Here is a 17,198-nt window from a genome sequence, read left to right as displayed (position 1 = left end):
TAAGAATGGTATCGGTCTTCGCATCGCTGGTGCACTGTAGCAGTTTCTCCAACGTGACCGCGGCTATGATATTTGGCTTGGAAGATTCTGCAGGAGCACCAGTGAGGCAGTAGGCCCGCCGCTTCAGGCCGTTGAAATAGGGTTCCTACGTTGAGAACGGAATGTTTCCTACGTTGAGAACTGAATATTAGGTGTCGCGCGGGTCTGCAGTCAGAACTATTCGCCGCCCGGGTAAGTTTCCTATCCTCACAACCCATCAACTGATATGGTAATGATCCTTCAAGGATCCAAATTTGAGCTTTCATCAGTCTCGTTTCAAAGGCGTATGTCTAACACCACGTGTTTGCGGGGCTTCCGGATCGATTACTAAGGTTGGTAGTTGACCAGGACGTCTCGATAATAGAACAGCGGCATGGACTAATTCACTATGGCCCCGACAAGAAAGCAACAGCGCGATGTCGGCAATGTACCGTATACAATGGCGGCGCGATGGCCTACCTGGCCATAGCGCCAATGCGGGCCCCGGCGACAGTGCAGGCTACCATGTCCGTCCGATCGATCTCGAATCGTGTTCTCATCGTACTGGTCGACGGGCTTAGGCCCGATCTCATCAGTCCATCGCTGACACCGAATCTGGTCAGGCTCCAGCGCCGAGGCGCTATGCTAGCGCGGCAGCGCACGATCTATCCCAGCGAAACCCGTACCGCCCTGACAAGCCTCGTCACAGGCACGACGCCGGATCGCCATGGCGTCGTTGGAAACAAGTATCTTGATCGCCCGTCCGCGCCGCCGTGCTTCATCGATACGAGCGACGACGGCCTGATCGAGGACCTCGATATCGAGAGCGGCGGCCATTTCGTCGGTGTGCCGTCGCTCGGAGAAATCCTCGCGGCAAACGGTAGGACGTGCTCGGTTCTTGCTTCCAATTCGGCCGGCGCAACCAGCATGCTGAACCACAAGGCTCGGACGCTGGGCCAGGTGACGCTCTCCGGTCACTTCCCTCGTATCGCGACCTCGGCTGCGATACTCGAACGCGTCGAGGCCCTGCTCGGGCCGACGCCCGCGCCGACTCCCCAAGGCACGCCTGATCTCGTAGCTCAAGCCTTTCTGACCTCGGCGTTCCTCGACGTCGTCTGGCCTCAAATTCAGCCCGACGTCGCCATCCTATCTTTCGGCGAGCCCGACATCTCCTGCCACTATTCCGGAATTGGCGCACCGGGGACCCTGGAAGCGATAGGCTTTATCGACAACCAGTTCGGCCGCGTGCTTGATTGGTGGGAGGCCGAGGGCATCTCCCAAGGCGTGCATCTGGTCGCCGCATCCGATCATGGCCACGTCACGGTGCATGCGCGGGCCGATCTCTTCGAGACGCTCGAGGCCGCCGGGCTTCGCTGCGGCCCCGCGCCCGCGCCTGGGATCGATGCCATCATCATACCTGGGCAGGTCGGCGCCATTTACCTGTCCGAGCCATCGGACGCCGCTATCCGACGCGCAGTGGCGGCGATGATCGAACGGCCCTGGTGCGGTCCGGTATTCACCGCCGGCCGGGACGGGGTCGAGGGCGTTGCGCCGGGGAGCTTTGCCCGCCACCTCGTCTTCGTTGACCATGCTCGTTCGGCGGACATACTGTTCTCGTTCCGGGCGGATGACGCTGTCGATCCCTTCGGCCTCGTCGGCCGCCCCTGGAGCGCGGATTGGCCCGTCGGCTTCGGCGTGCACGGCGGGTTGCATGCTAAGGAGATGTCATCGGTCGGCATCCTGGCGGGCCCGCTAATCAAAAGCGGCCTCGTCTCGCAAGTCCCCTCGGGTGTCTGCGACTTTGCTCCGACCGTTCTCGGTCTGCTTAGTATCTCACGGCCGTCAACGATGACCGGCCGCGTTCTTGCCGAGGTCTTTACAGACGGTGTAGAGGAGGAGCTTCGGGCGGTCGAGACGGTTCACGAGACGAGCGACCGAGGATATCTGCAGCACATCCGTCGTGTTGAGGTTGGCGCGACAGCCTATCTCGATTCCGCCGAAGCCTTATGATGCAGCGCCGCCCCCGACCGGTACGAACGCTGTTGACCGAATTTGCGCAGTCTTTCGCGGATGATGGACGAAGAGCCGCAAACGCACCTGATCGCACGCGGGCCGGAACACGACCGTGATTACAACCACATGTATGAACGAGAACCTCTTGTCTCAAGTTCTGCGAATTGGGCCTGATGGCTTCTTTGCACGCCAATCTTCGGCGTCGTACTTTTCCACCGGCAACTGCAATCTTTTGGCCCGTTCGTCGCGATCTTTCTTCCGAAACTCGCGCTCGCGCCGCTCGAATTTGGCTAGCTCGTCATCCACGGCTCGCATGAAATCAGCGAGCGAGGTACCGGCGCTTTGAGTGCGGGCGGGCATACTCGTCTCCCGACAATTTGGTCAAAAACGTATCCGACTGGCGAGGGGCCTTCAAGCTTACATCGCCTTGAGGAGGCGGCAGCGGAACCGCAACGAACTGGATGAAATCGGCGTGAACAAACGTGGTGCAAACGCTTAGCGAAGCAAGACAAATCAGAAACTTAGCGGCCGTTTCGCCGTAACCCAGACGGGCCATGGGGACCGAACAGCACCCGCTCGTTTCCGAGGTTGCGTGACGAATGGAGCCGTTAGATCTTGCGGATCTGCCGGAGGATCGGCTGGTTTCCATCGATTGGGGCACCTATCATCTATTTCCCGGAGAGGCGTCCGAAATTTGCACCACGCCGCAAGCCGCGGTCGAGGGCCACGGAACTAGACGTCTACGCTTTGCCGTAACGACCATCACCATCGCCGAGATATTGAGCGAGCCCTTGCACGCAGATGATGCCGCGCTCGCGAGGCGCTACCGTGAATTCCTGCATTCTTGCAACCGGAAAGCACCGCGAGACTACGTACGTCGTCACGCCTAAAGCTGGCAGACGCCGTTCATGCGGCGAGCGCATTCGCGATTAACGCCGCCACCCTCGTGAAGCACGATTGCGACTTCTCACTGGTGCACTCGACCTGACGATCGGCGGGGAGGTCTCCCCTAGATCGGCGTGCTATGGGGCGGCATAGGAAAGTCGAGCGCGACACGACCTGCCGACCCAATGGCTCAACGCGGCAATCTGGCGATGATCAGGGGACGGTGCGGACAAATAGGTCATGGGTGTTGCTCGTGACCACGAAGCTTCGAACGCAACTCTTCGGCCACCTGATGCGCATCGCCGCCGTCTCGAATGATCTGGGGGCGAATGAAGATGATCAGCTCTGTTCGTGTTCCCTTTTTGCCCTGGTGTGAAAACGCGTCGCCAAGACCGGGAATGTCGTCAAGCAGCGGGATGCCGATGCGATTGCTGTCCTGTTGTTCGCTGATCAATCCGGCCAGGACCACGGTTTGGCCGTTTGCCACGGAGAGCGAACTCTTCACCTTACGCTGCGATACCGTCGGCGTGATGCTTCCTGAGGTCTGGGGCGATACGTTGCTGATCTCCTGCTCGATCTCGAGACGGACATTTCCATTAGCAGTGATCCGCGGTACGACGTGAAGAATAATTCCGGTCGTGCGGTAGTCGATGGTATTAACCACCGTGTTGTTGGAGGACAATACATTGGCACTGCCGGTCGAGACCGGGACGATGTCGCCGACCTGAAGGGTTGCGGACTGGTTGTTGATGACAACGAGAGACGGATTGGACAGCACTTTGACGCTGGTAACCAGGTGCAGCGCGTCAAGGATGATGGCCGGCTGAGTCTCCGAGCCGATCAGGAAGTTGAAGCCCAGGAACGCGCGGTTGATCAAGGCGTTCGTTACCGTGGCGCCAGTGGTCGACTCGGTACTTGTCGGCGTCGATGGCGTCAGGCCGGAATGCCTGTTGAGGATCGAGCCCTGGTTGGCCTTCAGCCCTAACTGTTTGCTCGTCAGATAGGTCTGCACACCGTAAGACAACTCATTGGTCAACGCTACCTCAGCGATCGTCGCCTCGATCCCAACCTGCAGCACGGGCTGATCGAGCTGCATCAAGGTGGAGACGATGATCGAATAGGCATCGCGATCGGCGTAGATCAGAAGCGAATTATTCACGGCATCGGGTGTGATCCGTACGTTTGGCATTACTGGCGGTCCGCCGCCACTTCTTGTGTCGAGTCCACCGCTAATTGCTGTTCCGCTCGAAGAATTCGAGCCGATCGGGCCGCCTGTGGCACCTTGGAGTCGGTTGGTGGGGCTGGCTGATGAGTTGAACGAATTGGGGTTGAAAGACGATCGTTCGGCAACGGATGTCGTCGTGCCGCCTGATCCGGAAGCTAGCTGGCTTTCGGCGTTGTCGAGCGACGTCGAGGCGCTGCCGACGAACATCTCGGTCAGCACCTTGGCGAGTTGGCGGGCTTCGCCATAACGGATGCGATAGACGTGAACGCTGGTTCGAGCCGAGTCGGCTCGGTCGAGCCGCCGGATCCAGGTCGCTGCGGTCTGCAGCAGGGCGGGCTTGCGCGTTACAACCATGATGGCGTTCAACCGATTGACAACCTGCAAGTTGACCAGGTTTTGACTGAGACCGTCCTCGCCGGAGTCCATGATCCTCTCGAGTTCGGCGATCAGGGGCTCAGGCGCTGAATTGTTGACCGGGAAGATACCGACGGACTGGCTTCGCATCCAGTCGACATCAAAGCTCAGGGCAGTTTCGACAGCGGTGCGCCGCTCTGCTCCAGTCCCCTGTATCAGAAGCAGGTTTCGCGTGGGGTCCGCGCGGACGCTTCCAGCGCGCGTTGCAAAGCTGTCCGTCAGCTTGAGGATGGTTTTAGCTCCAACATATTGCAAGGGTACCACCGTAACTCCGTATCCGGCTTCGGGACGACCAGCCTGCGTATCGACATGACCGGCTCCAACGGCATCGCCGAGTGGTGTCAACTTGTATCCGCCCGCTTCGCGCACCAGTGCGACGCCCGAAAGTCGCAACGCGCTCTCAAGCACGAAAAGGATGTCGGATTTGGGCACCGGTCGCGCGGAGAACAGGCTGACGGTGCCCTGCTCGCGCGGATCGATTGTATAGCTGAGACCAAGAATGTCGCCGAGCATCACCCTTGCAACAACGGTGACGGGCGCGTTCTCGAAGTTGAGGTCGTAGCCCGGACCATTTGAGGTCGGCTGCTGCCGAATCTCTGGGACGTCGGAGATCACCGAACCCTGATAGGTGCGGCTTGACACACGTTCGGCGTTGGGCCGTCCCTGGGCCGTCGCGGCCGGCCGTTCGCCCCGCGGCAGGATGTCGAGTGATAGGACCTTGTCGACCACGTCGACATCGGCAGGTGCCGTGGTCGGTCCGTTGATTGTGGCCATATTGCATGACGCGAAGAGAAGCATTGTCGCGACCTGCAACATGTTTCGGGCAACCGTACCGAACGGGCTTCGATTGCCAACAGACCTAGTGGCGCCACGCTTTAAATAGGAGCTGCCAATTTCTCTGCCTCCCAAAGCCATCAGGAAATCGATCATGTCCTCGATTGCATGCCGCGTCTCGGTCGACCGACCTGAGTGCCCGTCGGTCGCAAAAAACGGATCGCCTCTACCAGGCCAGGAAATGTACGACCGTCGAGCCAGGTCATGTAGCTACGCTGAGGCGGCCTTAAGACGGCGACATAAGCGTTGCTAAGGCCTCACGTTGCAAGGAGTTCGCTTATGGGGCACATCCGTGCCTCCATCATCGCTTCCAAGAAAGAGACAGCGATGGGAACGATCGAAGCTCAGTCGTTCCAGATCACGCTAGTATTGCGGCGGTTGGCTTTCTTGAGAGTCTCGATGGCGGTCAGCGGGTCGTCGCTGAGAACGTAGCCGTAGCTCGAACCTGCGACGTCAATCATCCAGTTCAAGTCTTCCCGATGATCAGCGGTATCCTCCCCGTAACCGAATTTGGACTTCCAGTACCAATCCGTCGGCGTGACGCAACACTGGCCACGGTGAGAGAAATACTGGTAGTTTTTTGTTTCTGGAACCGGTTGATAATTGCCCATCACCTTGGGATAACCGGTTGTCCGTAAGGCAGAATAGGCGTTTATGATGTTGTTTAGTGGGAAGCTGAGCCGATCGTCGTATTGCTTTACTATCAATTCGGTTCCCCACACGTAAGGCCTCTCGTAATAGGCGCGCCAGTTCTGGAGCGCTTGATCGGTCCCTCTACTAGTATCGATAAAGCTCGCGAGAACCCCTGGAATGAAGCGGAAAGATCCCGCCTCCGACTTTGGGTCAAAGATACCAAGCTTCTCAAAGTCCGCCGGCGTGGCGGCGCCGATCTTGGAGACATTCATCTTGAAGTACACCCACTTGCTAGCCGGGGTGCCCCAAGCGTTCTTGTGTCTCTTCACGATCTCCCACGCCGAACGGGCGGTGTCGACATCCCGAATGTCCAGAAACAGAATGATAGCGATCCTGTTGTTGTCGATATATTCCAAGATGTCGCCCAAGCTTGGCAGGTTTTCTTTGGAGACCGAATTCACGTTGGCGCTAGGTGTCCGAAGTTTTAACTCTTCCGGCGAAAAATAGTATTCCGACAGCAACGGATTGTAGCCCGTATCGCTGTATGGGTCGTAGTTTTGCATGCCGTTGACTGCGCCAACGTTCGTGGTGCGGCCCAGCTTGGTGTCGTGGAGCACGATCACGTCGCCCCAATTGGTCGAGCGCAGATCAATTTCAAGGCATTCGATGTTCTTGTCCGCGGCGGCCTTGATCGCGGCACGAGAGTTTTCGGGAATGTCCCGTATCTCGGGAATGTGGATGTTGGTACCAACCAGCGTGCCATGCAGGCCTCGATGGGCGCACACCAGGGTTAGGTCGCGGCGCGAGTGCAGCAGAACCTCGCCAATCTTGTCGGTGTTGTATTGGCCCGCGAGCGCCGCGCCTGTCACGAAAGTCAGCGCTAGGGCGGCCGTGCCCAGCGCCTTAGTTGTGATAGAAGTGCATTTCGTCATGGCACGTGCCTTTCGTCGCATAGAAATGGCGTTTGTCTGGAGCAAACGCTACAGACACGGCAGGGAATTCTCCGGTTCGGCAAGGAGGGAAGCAAGCAATGGGCCAATCGCCTGAAACATGCGCGCGCGCGATTCCACCTAACAGCTCGTCAGAACGAGCGTGCAGCGCGCGCTTGCTATCCGATAGAAACTCGCTCCTGTTAGATGTTCGCCATGTCGCACGCGACACCGCACACGAAGTTGCAACGAGGTGCGGCATCGCAAAGAGCGAAATCCTACACGTCTGATGTCCACGTGAAGAGTGGTCTGCGATGCGAGATCTGAAAGCTGAATGGGAACGTGAACGAACTCGCCGACGCTAAGGATATTTCTGGCGCGTTGGATGCAGTCTCAGGATTGCCCTCGAGTCGGCCCGCTGACGTAAATCTGCAACAAATCACTGCATTGAGAGCCCGGCAAAGAATAGTCGTTCATCGCCCAGTGCGGATGGTTGACGGACGAGCAGTAGGAGCGCATCCGCAAACACCTTTCCGGAAGAGCAGGTTGCCGTCCGCCGGCCAGGGCGGAAGCCGATAGCGACGCGGCGAGTTCTGGAAGCCGCGCTTTTGATATTGAGCAGGGCGCACGCTGGGCTTGCTGCCGCGGTGTCATCCGAACTTCCAGGCCGTGCATCGTCGCTTTCTGAGCGGCAGCTGGCGGTGCTTCTACCGGCGATCGGGCTACTCCTGAACCGTTGATCCAGCGCCGTCATAAATATGTAATCTTGGAGATTGGAGGCGGTAAGTCTTGACGATTCGTGATGATCCCGCCGTCTCTCGTTCACTACTGCTTGGGACTATGCAGCACGGCGGATCACGAGGTTCTTTCGATCCCATGCTTGCAACTCGGCGAAAGGGTACAAATCCGCGCGTCCAAGCCTCAAGAAGGTCGCCCTCGATCATCATCATTCTGCCAATTGCGCAACGTGCCCAAGCCAATCGCTCCTCGACAAGTCTCGTAGACCTGCTCAGGTGTGAGAAATAGAGGTGGGGTAGGGCGAGTGCACCGGAGGGCGACTTCGAGGATCAGCGAAATTGTACAGTGCTCGACCAGTCGCCCCCTTGCTCCAACAGTACCATGCGCGCTCCTGGTGTTCGATGGGCGGCAGAGTCCCCCGCAAATCGGGTTTATGGTAAGCTTTTCCGTGTGAGTTCGTTCGAGTCGGCGGGTGGATAGATAATAGTGCGGACCCGCTATTTGTATTGAGGCCGATGGGGAGCCACGGCCCGAAGGATCTGGATCGGTGCATGGAGGATTTTTTCGTAAACTATACCTCTGCCGCCAAGGTCTGGGCTGTATGGGTCGGTTTCGTCCTTGAGGAGGAAGGCTTCACGGTTGCCATTCAAGCCCGGGATTTTCGGCCCGGAAGCAACTTTTTCCTCGAAACGCAAAGGGCGGCGACCGAAGCCGACCGCACGATTATGGTCTTGTCGCCTGACTACCTTAAGTCCCAATTTGCCTTCCCTGAATGGGCTGCTGCATTCGCCCAGGACCCCCAAGGACTGAAACGCAAATTGGTCCCAGCGATGGTCCGACAATGTCAGCCTCCAGGGCTGTTGAGCTCAGTCGTCCATATTTCCTTGGCAGGCGTGGACGAGAGCGCTGGGCAGATACAGCTCCTGAATGGGCTCGACGCAAAGCGCGCGAAGCCTGCTCAACGCCCGTCGTTTCCGGGGCTCGAGCCGGTCGAACGCATATAGCATTTCCCCGGGCCGCTCAGTCGAGGTGACGCGGGTCTCATCGCGTCCGCTCGCATCGCGTTTCAGCCCGGAACCGTGATGGTGATCAAAATCAAGCAACAGCTGCGAGAGGCTCGTCGCATGGTTGCGCTTTTGGCGCGCGCGTAGCGACCTGTTGGCCAGCAGGCCAGCGAATCTTCTGCGGCAGCTAAGGTTGGGACTGGCGTGAGTAATGCGCGAACTCGAGGCGATGCGCGACGATCGTCCACTTATTTTCGGGGCGGCGGAGCCTACGGACTTCTTGAAACACGGACCCTACATCTTAGGATACACCGACATCGTCCGCGTTGGCGTTTCAAGAGAGGAATGAGCCTGAAGGCCTCGTGTGTCACGGGATGGTCGTTGAGATGGGAAGATCGGATCTAGATATTGCGCCAATCGATAAATCGGTCGGGTAAGAGCTGTCGAGGTAATCGATCGCAAACGCGATGGAGGGAAAACCCGTTTCGACGGCAAGTTCAGTTGAGTGTGTTGAAAGGCAGCCAGTTGCATGGCGATGATCCTCCGAGAATGAGTGGGCACAGGGTGAATGAGACATACTGTCCTTAGTCAGGAGAGGCGAAGATAGCGTGCTTCGGCACGGGCGAGTTCGTCGTACCTCAAGAGTTCGAAGACCTCGTCGAGCGTCGCAATATTCGGCTCAATGCTTGCGGTAGTCTCCTCAGTGAAGATCCGATGGCAGACCCGCCGCATGGCCGCAATTGCAGCTCGCATGGCATGGTTGGCCCAGATCACCGTAGAGACCTGGGATTTACGATACGCCGAAGCCGGTGTTTGATAGTATTTCGTTGGAACGATCACAACGGGCAACCTGTTCTGCCATGCGTGCACGAACGAAAAGATCTCGTCCGCGGTACTCTTTCGTGAGTGAATGAGGATCGCATCGGCACCGGCATCCGCGTAAGAATGAGCACGCGAAATTGCGTCGTCCATCCCGTGGCCGGCGATCAGCGACTCGATCCGGGCTACGAGGACCAGATCTTGCCCGACTGTATCCTTCACTGCACGCAGACAGCCAGAGAATTCGTCGATATCGACGAGGGGATGCCGCTCACCAATAAGAGAGTTCGTTTTCGGAAAACAGCTGTCTTCCAGGGCAATTCCAGCAGCGCCGCGTTGACGAAGTTTACATGCCAGAAGACGAGCGTTGTTGAAATTGCCGAAGCCGCCATCGCCGTCAACCAGAACAGGCAGCGTGGTCGAGTCCACGATCCGCTCAACGACGTCAACGAGTTGGCTCCATGACGCCTCGTTGGCATCGCGGTAGCCGAGAGAGCTGGCAATCGACAGCCCTGACGCCCGGAGACCTTTGAAACCTGCGCTCTCGGCGATCGCAGCGGAGAGTCCATCATGAGCCTCCATGAGGAAGGAGAGTTCGCTACTGGAGCAGATTTCAGCGCGCAGCATTTCTGTTCGTGAGGAATCAGCGTGCGAATCAGAGACACTGACGGGAACAGACTGCTGTGATTGGTTTTGCATACCGATGCCTTGCCGGCTGCGGTTTGTCGGCCGACGCTCATCAGTGGATGGTGACATGTTTCTGTTATCGACATCAATTGCGATGGTTGGTAGTTGACCTTGCCGAAGATTGTTGCGCAAAATTTGATCCGGCGCTCCAACGCCGACTGTCGAACTTGATTGCCCGGAGACTAGCCGCCTTCAAATCAAGAAATCGCGGAAGGATGGGATTTGAATGTCGCTATCGAAGTCTGAGAGCGCCAGCAATCCTTGCCCTCGGGCCATCTTGAGCGACCGAAGCCTGGCCGGGTCCAGCGCAGCTTCGAGCCATTTGGACCTGCCGGCGCAGTTGCGCCCCACAGGTCAACGTGGCTGCGGAGGACTTCCCAAATGCGGAAGACTTCGCACATATCGTCGAATTGGGATGGAAGCATGGCCGCCACGCGGCCTCCGATGCCCTGATCGGCGCCCTGAATAGAAAGGGCTTGCTGCCGACGACATCGATCCCAGCGGCGCAAGGGCAGTGGCCTAATGGCAAGCCGCTAACGAGCGGCCCTTTAAGACTCCAAGATCATGAGCTGCTTTGCAACAGTGAGGTCAGATCCCCCGTAGGAGTCGCGCTCGATCCTACACCACCGAACTGGGCCAAGGAGCAAGAGCTCCGACCCCAAACCAACCGACGCCCGGACGAGAAATCTATTCGCGCGCAGCGAGTTCAACGATCACCGCCGTGTCGAGAACCCTGCCGGCAAGGTCCTTGATCAGGACCTCGTTTCCAGATTCGGCGAGCTCATTGGCCTTGGCGAGAGCTTGCTTTGCGGAGGAGGCGACAACCACGATGGCACCGTTGCCGTTTTTCGAATACACCTGATATCCTACGCCGCTCATTCGCCCCTCGCTCAGGATGATCTCTAGCGACCTTCCAGATCGGCGCCTAGTGCAAACGAGCCACAGCTCGCACGTCCGGATTATATCGGGGGTCACGCGCTTGCCTGCAAAGGATCTCCTGGCCGGCCGTGGTGCGATAGAATAGGCGCGTCGAAAAAATACAGCAGTCCGTCCAGAGGATGCCTCCTCAGTAACGGCTTCACGCTTAATCTCTCATTTTGATCGGATCGTTGTTCGCCGGCCTCGTGGATTTGCAGTGAACGGTGCTGTAGCTGTTCGGAACTGAAGGTCACTGTTCTTGCAGCCCGCGAGGTGCGGGAAACGATCTTAGTTAAACAGCTCAAACGATGGAAGCGATGCCGGAAAAGGAAGGAGGCGAGAAAGCAAAACCCCGGCATTGCTGCCGGGGTTTTCCGAATTTTGCGGTTCGCGTGAAGGCGGCAGAATCAGAAGTCCATGCCACCCATACCACCCATGCCGCCGCCAGGAGGCATCGCGGGGGCGGCAGCCGCCTTCTTCGGCAGCTCGGCGACCATGGCCTCGGTAGTGATCAGCAGCGCCGCCACGGAGGAGGCGTTCTGGATCGCGGTGCGTACGACCTTGGTCGGGTCGATGATGCCCTTGGTGACGAGGTTGCCGTACTCGCCGGTCTGCGAGTCGAAGCCGTAGGCATACTGATCCTTCTCGAGGATCTTGCCGACGATCACCGAGCCGTCTTCACCGGCGTTGATTGCGATCTGGCGAGCCGGCGCGGACAGCGCCTTGCGCACGATCTCGACGCCGGTCTTCTGGTCGTCGTTCTTGGTGCGCAGACCCTTGAGCGCTTCGGTGGCACGGAGCAAGGCGACGCCGCCGCCCGGCAGAATGCCTTCCTCGACGGCTGCGCGGGTCGCATGCATCGCGTCATCAACGCGGTCCTTGCGCTCCTTCACTTCGACCTCGGTCGCGCCGCCGACGCGGATCACCGCGACGCCGCCGGCGAGCTTGGCAAGACGCTCCTGGAGCTTCTCACGGTCGTAGTCCGAGGTGGTCTCCTCGATCTGCGCCTTGATCTGGGCCACGCGCGCCTCGATGTCGGCCTTCTTGCCGGCGCCGTTGACGATCGTGGTGTTCTCCTTGTCGATCATCACCTTCTTGGCGCGGCCGAGCATCGAGAGATTGACGTTCTCGAGCTTGATGCCGAGGTCTTCCGAGATCGCCTGGCCGCCGGTCAGGATCGCGATGTCCTGCAGCATGGCCTTGCGGCGATCGCCGAAGCCCGGAGCCTTGACGGCTGCGACCTTCAGGCCGCCGCGGAGGCGGTTCACGACGAGGGTGGCGAGCGCCTCGCCTTCGACGTCCTCGGCAACGATGACCAGCGGCTTGCCGGACTGCACCACGGCCTCGAGCAGCGGCAGCAGCTCGTTCAACGAGGAGAGCTTCTTCTCGTTGATGAGGATGTAGGCGTCCTCCATTTCAGCGCGCATCTTGTCGGCGTTGGTGACGAAGTAGGGCGAAATGTAGCCGCGGTCGAACTGCATGCCCTCGACGATATCGAGCTCGGTCTCGAGCGACTTGGCTTCCTCGACGGTGATCACGCCCTCGTTGCCGACCTTCTTCATGGCATCGGCGAGGAACTTGCCGACTTCGGCATCGCCATTGGCGGAGATGGTGCCGACCTGGGCGATCTCCTCATTCGAGGTGACCTTCCTAGAGTTCTTCTCGAGGTCCGCGACGACGGCGTCGACCGCGAGATCGATACCGCGCTTGAGGTCCATCGGGTTCATGCCGGCGGCAACCGATTTGGCGCCTTCACGGACGATCGCGGCCGCGAGCACGGTCGCGGTGGTGGTGCCGTCGCCGGCGGCATCCGCCGCCTTCGACGCCACTTCGCGCACCATCTGGGCGCCCATGTTCTCGAACTTGTCCTCGAGTTCGATCTCCTTGGCAACGGCAACGCCGTCCTTGGTGATGCGGGGCGCGCCGAACGACTTGTCGAGGACGACGTTGCGGCCCTTCGGACCGAGCGTGACCTTCACGGCGCTGGCGAGGGTCTCGACGCCGCGCAGCATGCGGTCGCGGGCATCGACGCCTAATTTGACTTCTTTGGCTGACATATTGGTTTCCCTGAGTTGTCTTGGTCTCATCTCACCCTTGGCGAGGCGCCCGGCAGGCGCTCCTCAGGGGTGAGCGAAGCGGGCGGTGGAATTAGGCGGCCTTCTTGCTCGAAGACACGTCGGTGAGAACGCCCATGATGTCGCTCTCCTTCATGATCAACAGCTCCTGGCCGTCGACCTTGACCTCGGTGCCCGACCATTTGCCGAACAGCACGCGGTCGCCGATCCTGAGGTCGATCGGGATCAACTTGCCAGCCTCGTCACGGCCGCCCGGGCCGACGGCGATGACTTCACCCTGCGAGGGCTTTTCCTTGGCTGTGTCTGGAATGATAATGCCGCCCGCGGTCTTCTCTTCGGCGTCGATGCGCTTGACCACGACGCGGTCGTGAAGTGGACGGAAATTCATGCAGTCCTCCTAAGTATTTGCACGAGTTGACGGTCCTGAATTGCTAGCAATCGAGGCCCGCGAGTGCCAACGCAGCTGAAATAGGACAGTGGTTTTTCGGGAGCAAGGGTTGGTAGCAAAAAAAATTGGCGCCCAGTCCCGCATAGTGGATGCCGCTGAACGCAGCGCTCATGACGTTGGTGGCAAATTATGAGACAGCCCACGTGTCGGCGGAGACTGTGCACGGAAAGTGGGACTTCCGTCAAAGAGCTGTTCGAAGATAGCCGTGCGCGCGCCAAATTTAAATAGCCGTTCCCTGGACGGAAGGAAATCACCTCGACGGTCGCATTTCGGGTCGCTCATCCCCTGGTGGATAATGCCGGGGACATTTTGGTGGTGCATCGGCTTCGGTTGGATTGCGACAGGCCGCTGCTGCTATCCCATCCGATAAACGAGGCGGCAAAGGACCGGGCCGCCGCTCGGTTTTGTTGAGGTAAGCAACTCCCCGATGGTGCTTGACCCTACACGGTCCGACAAGTGGACGAACAATAGCGCGGGTGAATGGCAGCGAGCAGACAAGCCTCCGCTTTATCTTGCGAAGGCTGAGGAGAGCGATGGCAGGTATGCCGAAAGCTCGCCACGTGCAGCAAATAGGACGCCGATTGGGAGGACGACTACGACTTCATGTAGGCCAGGCAAATCGGCAGCGAGAGAGGGGCGTTGAGGCCTGCTCTCTGCTGCAGGCTTGCGACAAAATTGTTCGTAAGACCGTATGGTGCGCCCCGACGGGGCCTATTACCAGTGGAGGAAGGATCCACCCAGAGAGTTGTCGAAAGATCTGGTAGCTAACGAGCGGTTGGACGAGCAATCGGACGGATCGAAGCCTCGTGACAAAGATCGCTTTTGGCGGCCGAGCAATCCAGCGGGCCATAACGTGAGTGAGGCCTGAGCACGTCTCGAAAGTTACAAAGTGAAGCCGTTCAGATCAAATTTTGACCTCTACCACGAGCTTCCCAATCCTCGATCCGAGCTTACACAGGACATCGTTTGGACCAAAGGCGCGCAGGTAACCGCACAAATTTCGTATTTCACGGGAGCGATCCTCGCCGACGGATGGAGGCCTAGTGGATCATCACAGTGATTTTGACGTTTTGATACCGAGCCATTCGAGGATCGGCAAGTTTTCGGGTGGCAGGAGAATCTCGATGCTCCGGGGAACACCGGGCTGACGGCGAATGAAGCCGTTTCGTTCGAGGGTAACGACCATCTGGTGGACCGAAGGCGGGCTGGAAATGGCGCTGAATGTCGGCCTCGGCGGGCGGCTGTCCGAACATGTACGAATAGGTATGGATGAAAGCAGTACCCCTGCTTCTCGGTGAAGCGCGCGTCTGATTTTTGACTCATCGTTGGATTCGTCCCGGCCTCCGACAAGGAGGCAAGGCATGAATGTACGCTATCGGGTTGAATTGAGCCAAGCCGAGCGCGATGAACTGACGGCGATGCTCGGCGGCGGCAAGCACGCCGTCCGCAAGCTCAAGCGGGCGCAGATTTTGCTGGCGGCCGACAGGGGCCGCCGCGACGAGGAGATTGCCCGGACCGTGAGCGTCAGCCTTTCCACCGTCAGCCGGACCAAGCGCCGCTTCGTGGAAGGCAATCTGGAGCGGGCCTTGACCGAGGAGCCGCGTCCGGGAGCAGAGCGCAAGCTGACCGGCAAAGAGGAGGCCCTGCTGGTGGCGACCGCATGCGCCAAGCCGCCCGCCGGCCGCAAACGCTGGACGCTGACGCTGCTGGCCGACACGATGGTCAAGCTCACCGATCACGACGGCCTGTCGGGCGAGACCGTGCGCCGCCGACTGGCCGAGAACGACCTCAAGCCGTGGCGCAGGGACATGTGGTGCATTCCCCATGTCGATGGCGAATACGTCGCCCGCATGGAGGACGTGCTCGACCTCTACGCCGAGACGTCGGATCCCGCCCGGCCGCTGGTCTGCTCACATGGGGATTGAGTGTGTCAAGGTGGTTGGTAAGCTCTTTGTTCGATTTGCAGGCCAGCTCTTCGTCCCGACCTTGGAGCTTTTGGAGATGGCGCGCGCAGATCAAGTCAAGGCCGGCCCGTAGGGCCGCCGCGCAGCGGCTTGACCTTGACTTGATCGAGCACGCCATCAGGCTGATGTGGTCGGGCGTAGGCTGGCCAGATAACTCCTTTTTCGATGGCGATCCAAGGTCGAGCCGGTTTTTGGCCATCTGGTTTACTTGCCAGATCAAACTCACATTCGGTCGTCGCGCGAGGCAACTGCACCAACATTCCGCTTGCGGCGGGCAGGCTCGAGAGGACGAGACCATTCTTCGATGCGGCTTTTTGAGGCCATGCAGACCATCGGTTCGTCCACCCGGATCGGCCGAGGCTGATCGAACCTCGGCAGATTGGTTTTGAGTTTGCGGGGGAGAGTGCTTGTGTTAGGCGACGGACTTCATCACGGCTCCCTCGATCACGACGCCAGCGGTTACGTACTTCCACAGAGCTACGAGCAGCTTGCGGGCCAGCGCCACGATCGCACGCTTGCGGCCGCGCTGGCTGTGCGCCTTGAACCACTGCGTCAGAGCCGATTGTTCCTGGTGGCGCACCCACAGCCAGGCGAGCTGGACCATGGTTGTGCGCAGCCGCGGATTGCCGGCCTTCGACACGCCCTGCTCGCGTTCGATACCGCCACTCCGCCATGGCGTGGCCGCAAGACCAGCATAGGCAGCAACCTGACGACGGTTGGCAAAGTGGCGGTAGAAGGCCTCCGACCAGAGAACCCCGGCGAAGTTGGCGCCCATTCCCTTCAAGGCGAGCAGCATTGTGACCGGGGCCGGTGCGCCCTTCTTCTCGTCGGCTGGCTTTCCCGCCTCGACCAGGAGAGCATCCTGCGCGGCCTCCACGGCCTTGATCTGGTCGAGCAACAGTTCGAGCCGATCGAGTTCGCGACTGACCTGCGCTTTGAGATGCGGCAGCAGTGCGCGCCCGTCCCCCGTACGCAGGGCCTCAAGGCGCGCCCGCCGGTCGCGCCGCAATGGCGCGTAATCAGATATCCCTTGCGCGAACAGAAGGCCTTTGATCCGGTTCACATGCTCGATCTGCTCGGCGATCAATGTCCGCCGCTCGCGGCAAATCCGGCGGTGGTCCTCTTCTTCCGGAGAGGGAGCAACGACCATCGCGCAGACCCGCGGCTCGCCGCGCTTGTAGGCCAAAAGCGCCCGCAGCAGCGTCTCGCCATCCAGCCTGTCCGTCTTGGCCCGCCTGCGCCGGCGCGGAGTCGCGATCGAGGCCGGATCCACCACGTGGCTCTCGATGCCCTCCTGCTGCAGACTGCGGTGAAGCCAGAACCCATCCAGCCCCGCCTCCTGGATCGTAATGATCGGATAGCTCTCACCCGTTCGCGCCTGCGCCTTGTGCTTTAGCTCCGCGAACAGTTTCAACAGTTCCGCAATATCGCCGGCCTTCACGCTGTGTTTGGACATCTTCTCGCTCTTGCCGGGCGACAGAGAGGTAACCAGCCAAGTCGAACGGCTCAGTTCCAACGACACAAAAATTGCCCCAAACTGCGTGCGGATAGCGGCCGGTCCGTCTGAATGATGATCGAGCAACATCGTCGTCTC

Annotated in this window: 12 protein-coding genes and 1 pseudogene; 5 read left to right on the top strand and 8 right to left on the bottom strand. The window is 59.4% G+C overall.

What is annotated here, in order from left to right:
• Nucleotides 1–489: 489 nt before the first annotated feature.
• Nucleotides 490–2,028, top strand: coding sequence for an alkaline phosphatase family protein (locus QQL28_RS38580; protein ID WP_284274074.1), 1,539 nt, complete (start codon nucleotides 490–492; stop codon nucleotides 2,026–2,028).
• Nucleotides 2,029–2,181: 153 nt separating this feature from the next.
• On the opposite strand, the gene QQL28_RS38575 is transcribed toward QQL28_RS38580, so the two are convergent.
• The 3 genes from QQL28_RS38575 to QQL28_RS38565 all read right to left on the bottom strand — a co-directional run bounded on the left by QQL28_RS38575 (nucleotide 2,182) and on the right by QQL28_RS38565 (nucleotide 6,954).
• Nucleotides 2,182–2,391 carry a hypothetical protein gene (locus tag QQL28_RS38575; RefSeq protein ID WP_284274073.1) on the bottom strand — a complete coding sequence of 70 codons (210 nt, stop codon included), beginning with the start codon at nucleotides 2,389–2,391 and terminating at the stop codon, nucleotides 2,182–2,184.
• 763 nt (nucleotides 2,392–3,154) lie between these two features.
• The gene (gene gspD, locus QQL28_RS38570) at nucleotides 3,155–5,371 is read right to left on the bottom strand and encodes a type II secretion system secretin GspD (protein ID WP_431309717.1); all 2,217 of its coding nucleotides are present in this window, start codon (nucleotides 5,369–5,371) and stop codon (nucleotides 3,155–3,157) included.
• Nucleotides 5,372–5,733: 362 nt separating this feature from the next.
• Nucleotides 5,734–6,954 (bottom strand): glycerophosphodiester phosphodiesterase family protein, encoded by a 1,221-nt coding sequence (locus QQL28_RS38565; protein WP_284274072.1) that lies wholly within the window; start codon nucleotides 6,952–6,954, stop codon nucleotides 5,734–5,736.
• A 1,286-nt stretch (nucleotides 6,955–8,240) separates the two neighbouring features.
• Here QQL28_RS38565 and QQL28_RS38560 point away from each other — a divergent pair.
• Nucleotides 8,241–8,693: a toll/interleukin-1 receptor domain-containing protein gene (locus QQL28_RS38560; protein WP_284274071.1), complete on the top strand. Its 453-nt coding sequence runs from the start codon at nucleotides 8,241–8,243 to the stop codon at nucleotides 8,691–8,693.
• Between the two features lie 588 nt (nucleotides 8,694–9,281).
• Here the strand turns inward: QQL28_RS38560 and aepX are convergent.
• The 4 genes from aepX to QQL28_RS38540 all read right to left on the bottom strand — a co-directional run bounded on the left by aepX (nucleotide 9,282) and on the right by QQL28_RS38540 (nucleotide 13,580).
• A complete protein-coding gene (gene aepX / locus QQL28_RS38555; protein ID WP_284274124.1) occupies nucleotides 9,282–10,139 on the bottom strand; it encodes a phosphoenolpyruvate mutase in 858 nt (285 codons plus the stop codon).
• A gap of 747 nt (nucleotides 10,140–10,886) precedes the next feature.
• Nucleotides 10,887–11,078 carry a hypothetical protein gene (locus QQL28_RS38550; protein ID WP_284274070.1) on the bottom strand — a complete coding sequence of 64 codons (192 nt, stop codon included), beginning with the start codon at nucleotides 11,076–11,078 and terminating at the stop codon, nucleotides 10,887–10,889.
• A 446-nt stretch (nucleotides 11,079–11,524) separates the two neighbouring features.
• A complete protein-coding gene (gene groL, locus QQL28_RS38545) occupies nucleotides 11,525–13,174 on the bottom strand; it encodes a chaperonin GroEL (RefSeq protein ID WP_284274068.1) in 1,650 nt (549 codons plus the stop codon).
• A 91-nt stretch (nucleotides 13,175–13,265) separates the two neighbouring features.
• Nucleotides 13,266–13,580: a co-chaperone GroES gene (locus tag QQL28_RS38540; protein WP_284274067.1), complete on the bottom strand. Its 315-nt coding sequence runs from the start codon at nucleotides 13,578–13,580 to the stop codon at nucleotides 13,266–13,268.
• Between the two features lie 348 nt (nucleotides 13,581–13,928).
• Between QQL28_RS38540 and QQL28_RS46475 the strand changes: the two genes are divergently transcribed.
• The 3 genes and pseudogenes from QQL28_RS46475 to QQL28_RS38530 all read left to right on the top strand — a co-directional run.
• Nucleotides 13,929–14,051, top strand: a complete 123-nt coding sequence (locus QQL28_RS46475; RefSeq protein ID WP_488798572.1) for a hypothetical protein — start codon at nucleotides 13,929–13,931, stop codon at nucleotides 14,049–14,051.
• A gap of 16 nt (nucleotides 14,052–14,067) precedes the next feature.
• The gene (locus tag QQL28_RS46470; RefSeq protein ID WP_488798571.1) at nucleotides 14,068–14,283 is read left to right on the top strand and encodes a hypothetical protein; all 216 of its coding nucleotides are present in this window, start codon (nucleotides 14,068–14,070) and stop codon (nucleotides 14,281–14,283) included.
• Nucleotides 14,284–15,001: 718 nt separating this feature from the next.
• Nucleotides 15,002–15,550 (top strand): annotated as a pseudogene (locus QQL28_RS38530) (IS630 family transposase); the annotation flags it as partial.
• A 466-nt stretch (nucleotides 15,551–16,016) separates the two neighbouring features.
• Here the strand turns inward: QQL28_RS38530 and QQL28_RS38525 are convergent.
• Nucleotides 16,017–17,189: an IS110 family RNA-guided transposase gene (locus QQL28_RS38525; protein ID WP_284274066.1), complete on the bottom strand. Its 1,173-nt coding sequence runs from the start codon at nucleotides 17,187–17,189 to the stop codon at nucleotides 16,017–16,019.
• Nucleotides 17,190–17,198 lie beyond the last annotated feature (9 nt).

The organism is Bradyrhizobium iriomotense (assembly GCF_030160715.1).
GTDB classification, from domain to species: domain Bacteria; phylum Pseudomonadota; class Alphaproteobacteria; order Rhizobiales; family Xanthobacteraceae; genus Bradyrhizobium; species Bradyrhizobium iriomotense.
The sequence above is the reverse complement of the archived record's forward strand: the minus strand, read 5'-3'. Positions and strand labels throughout refer to the sequence as shown.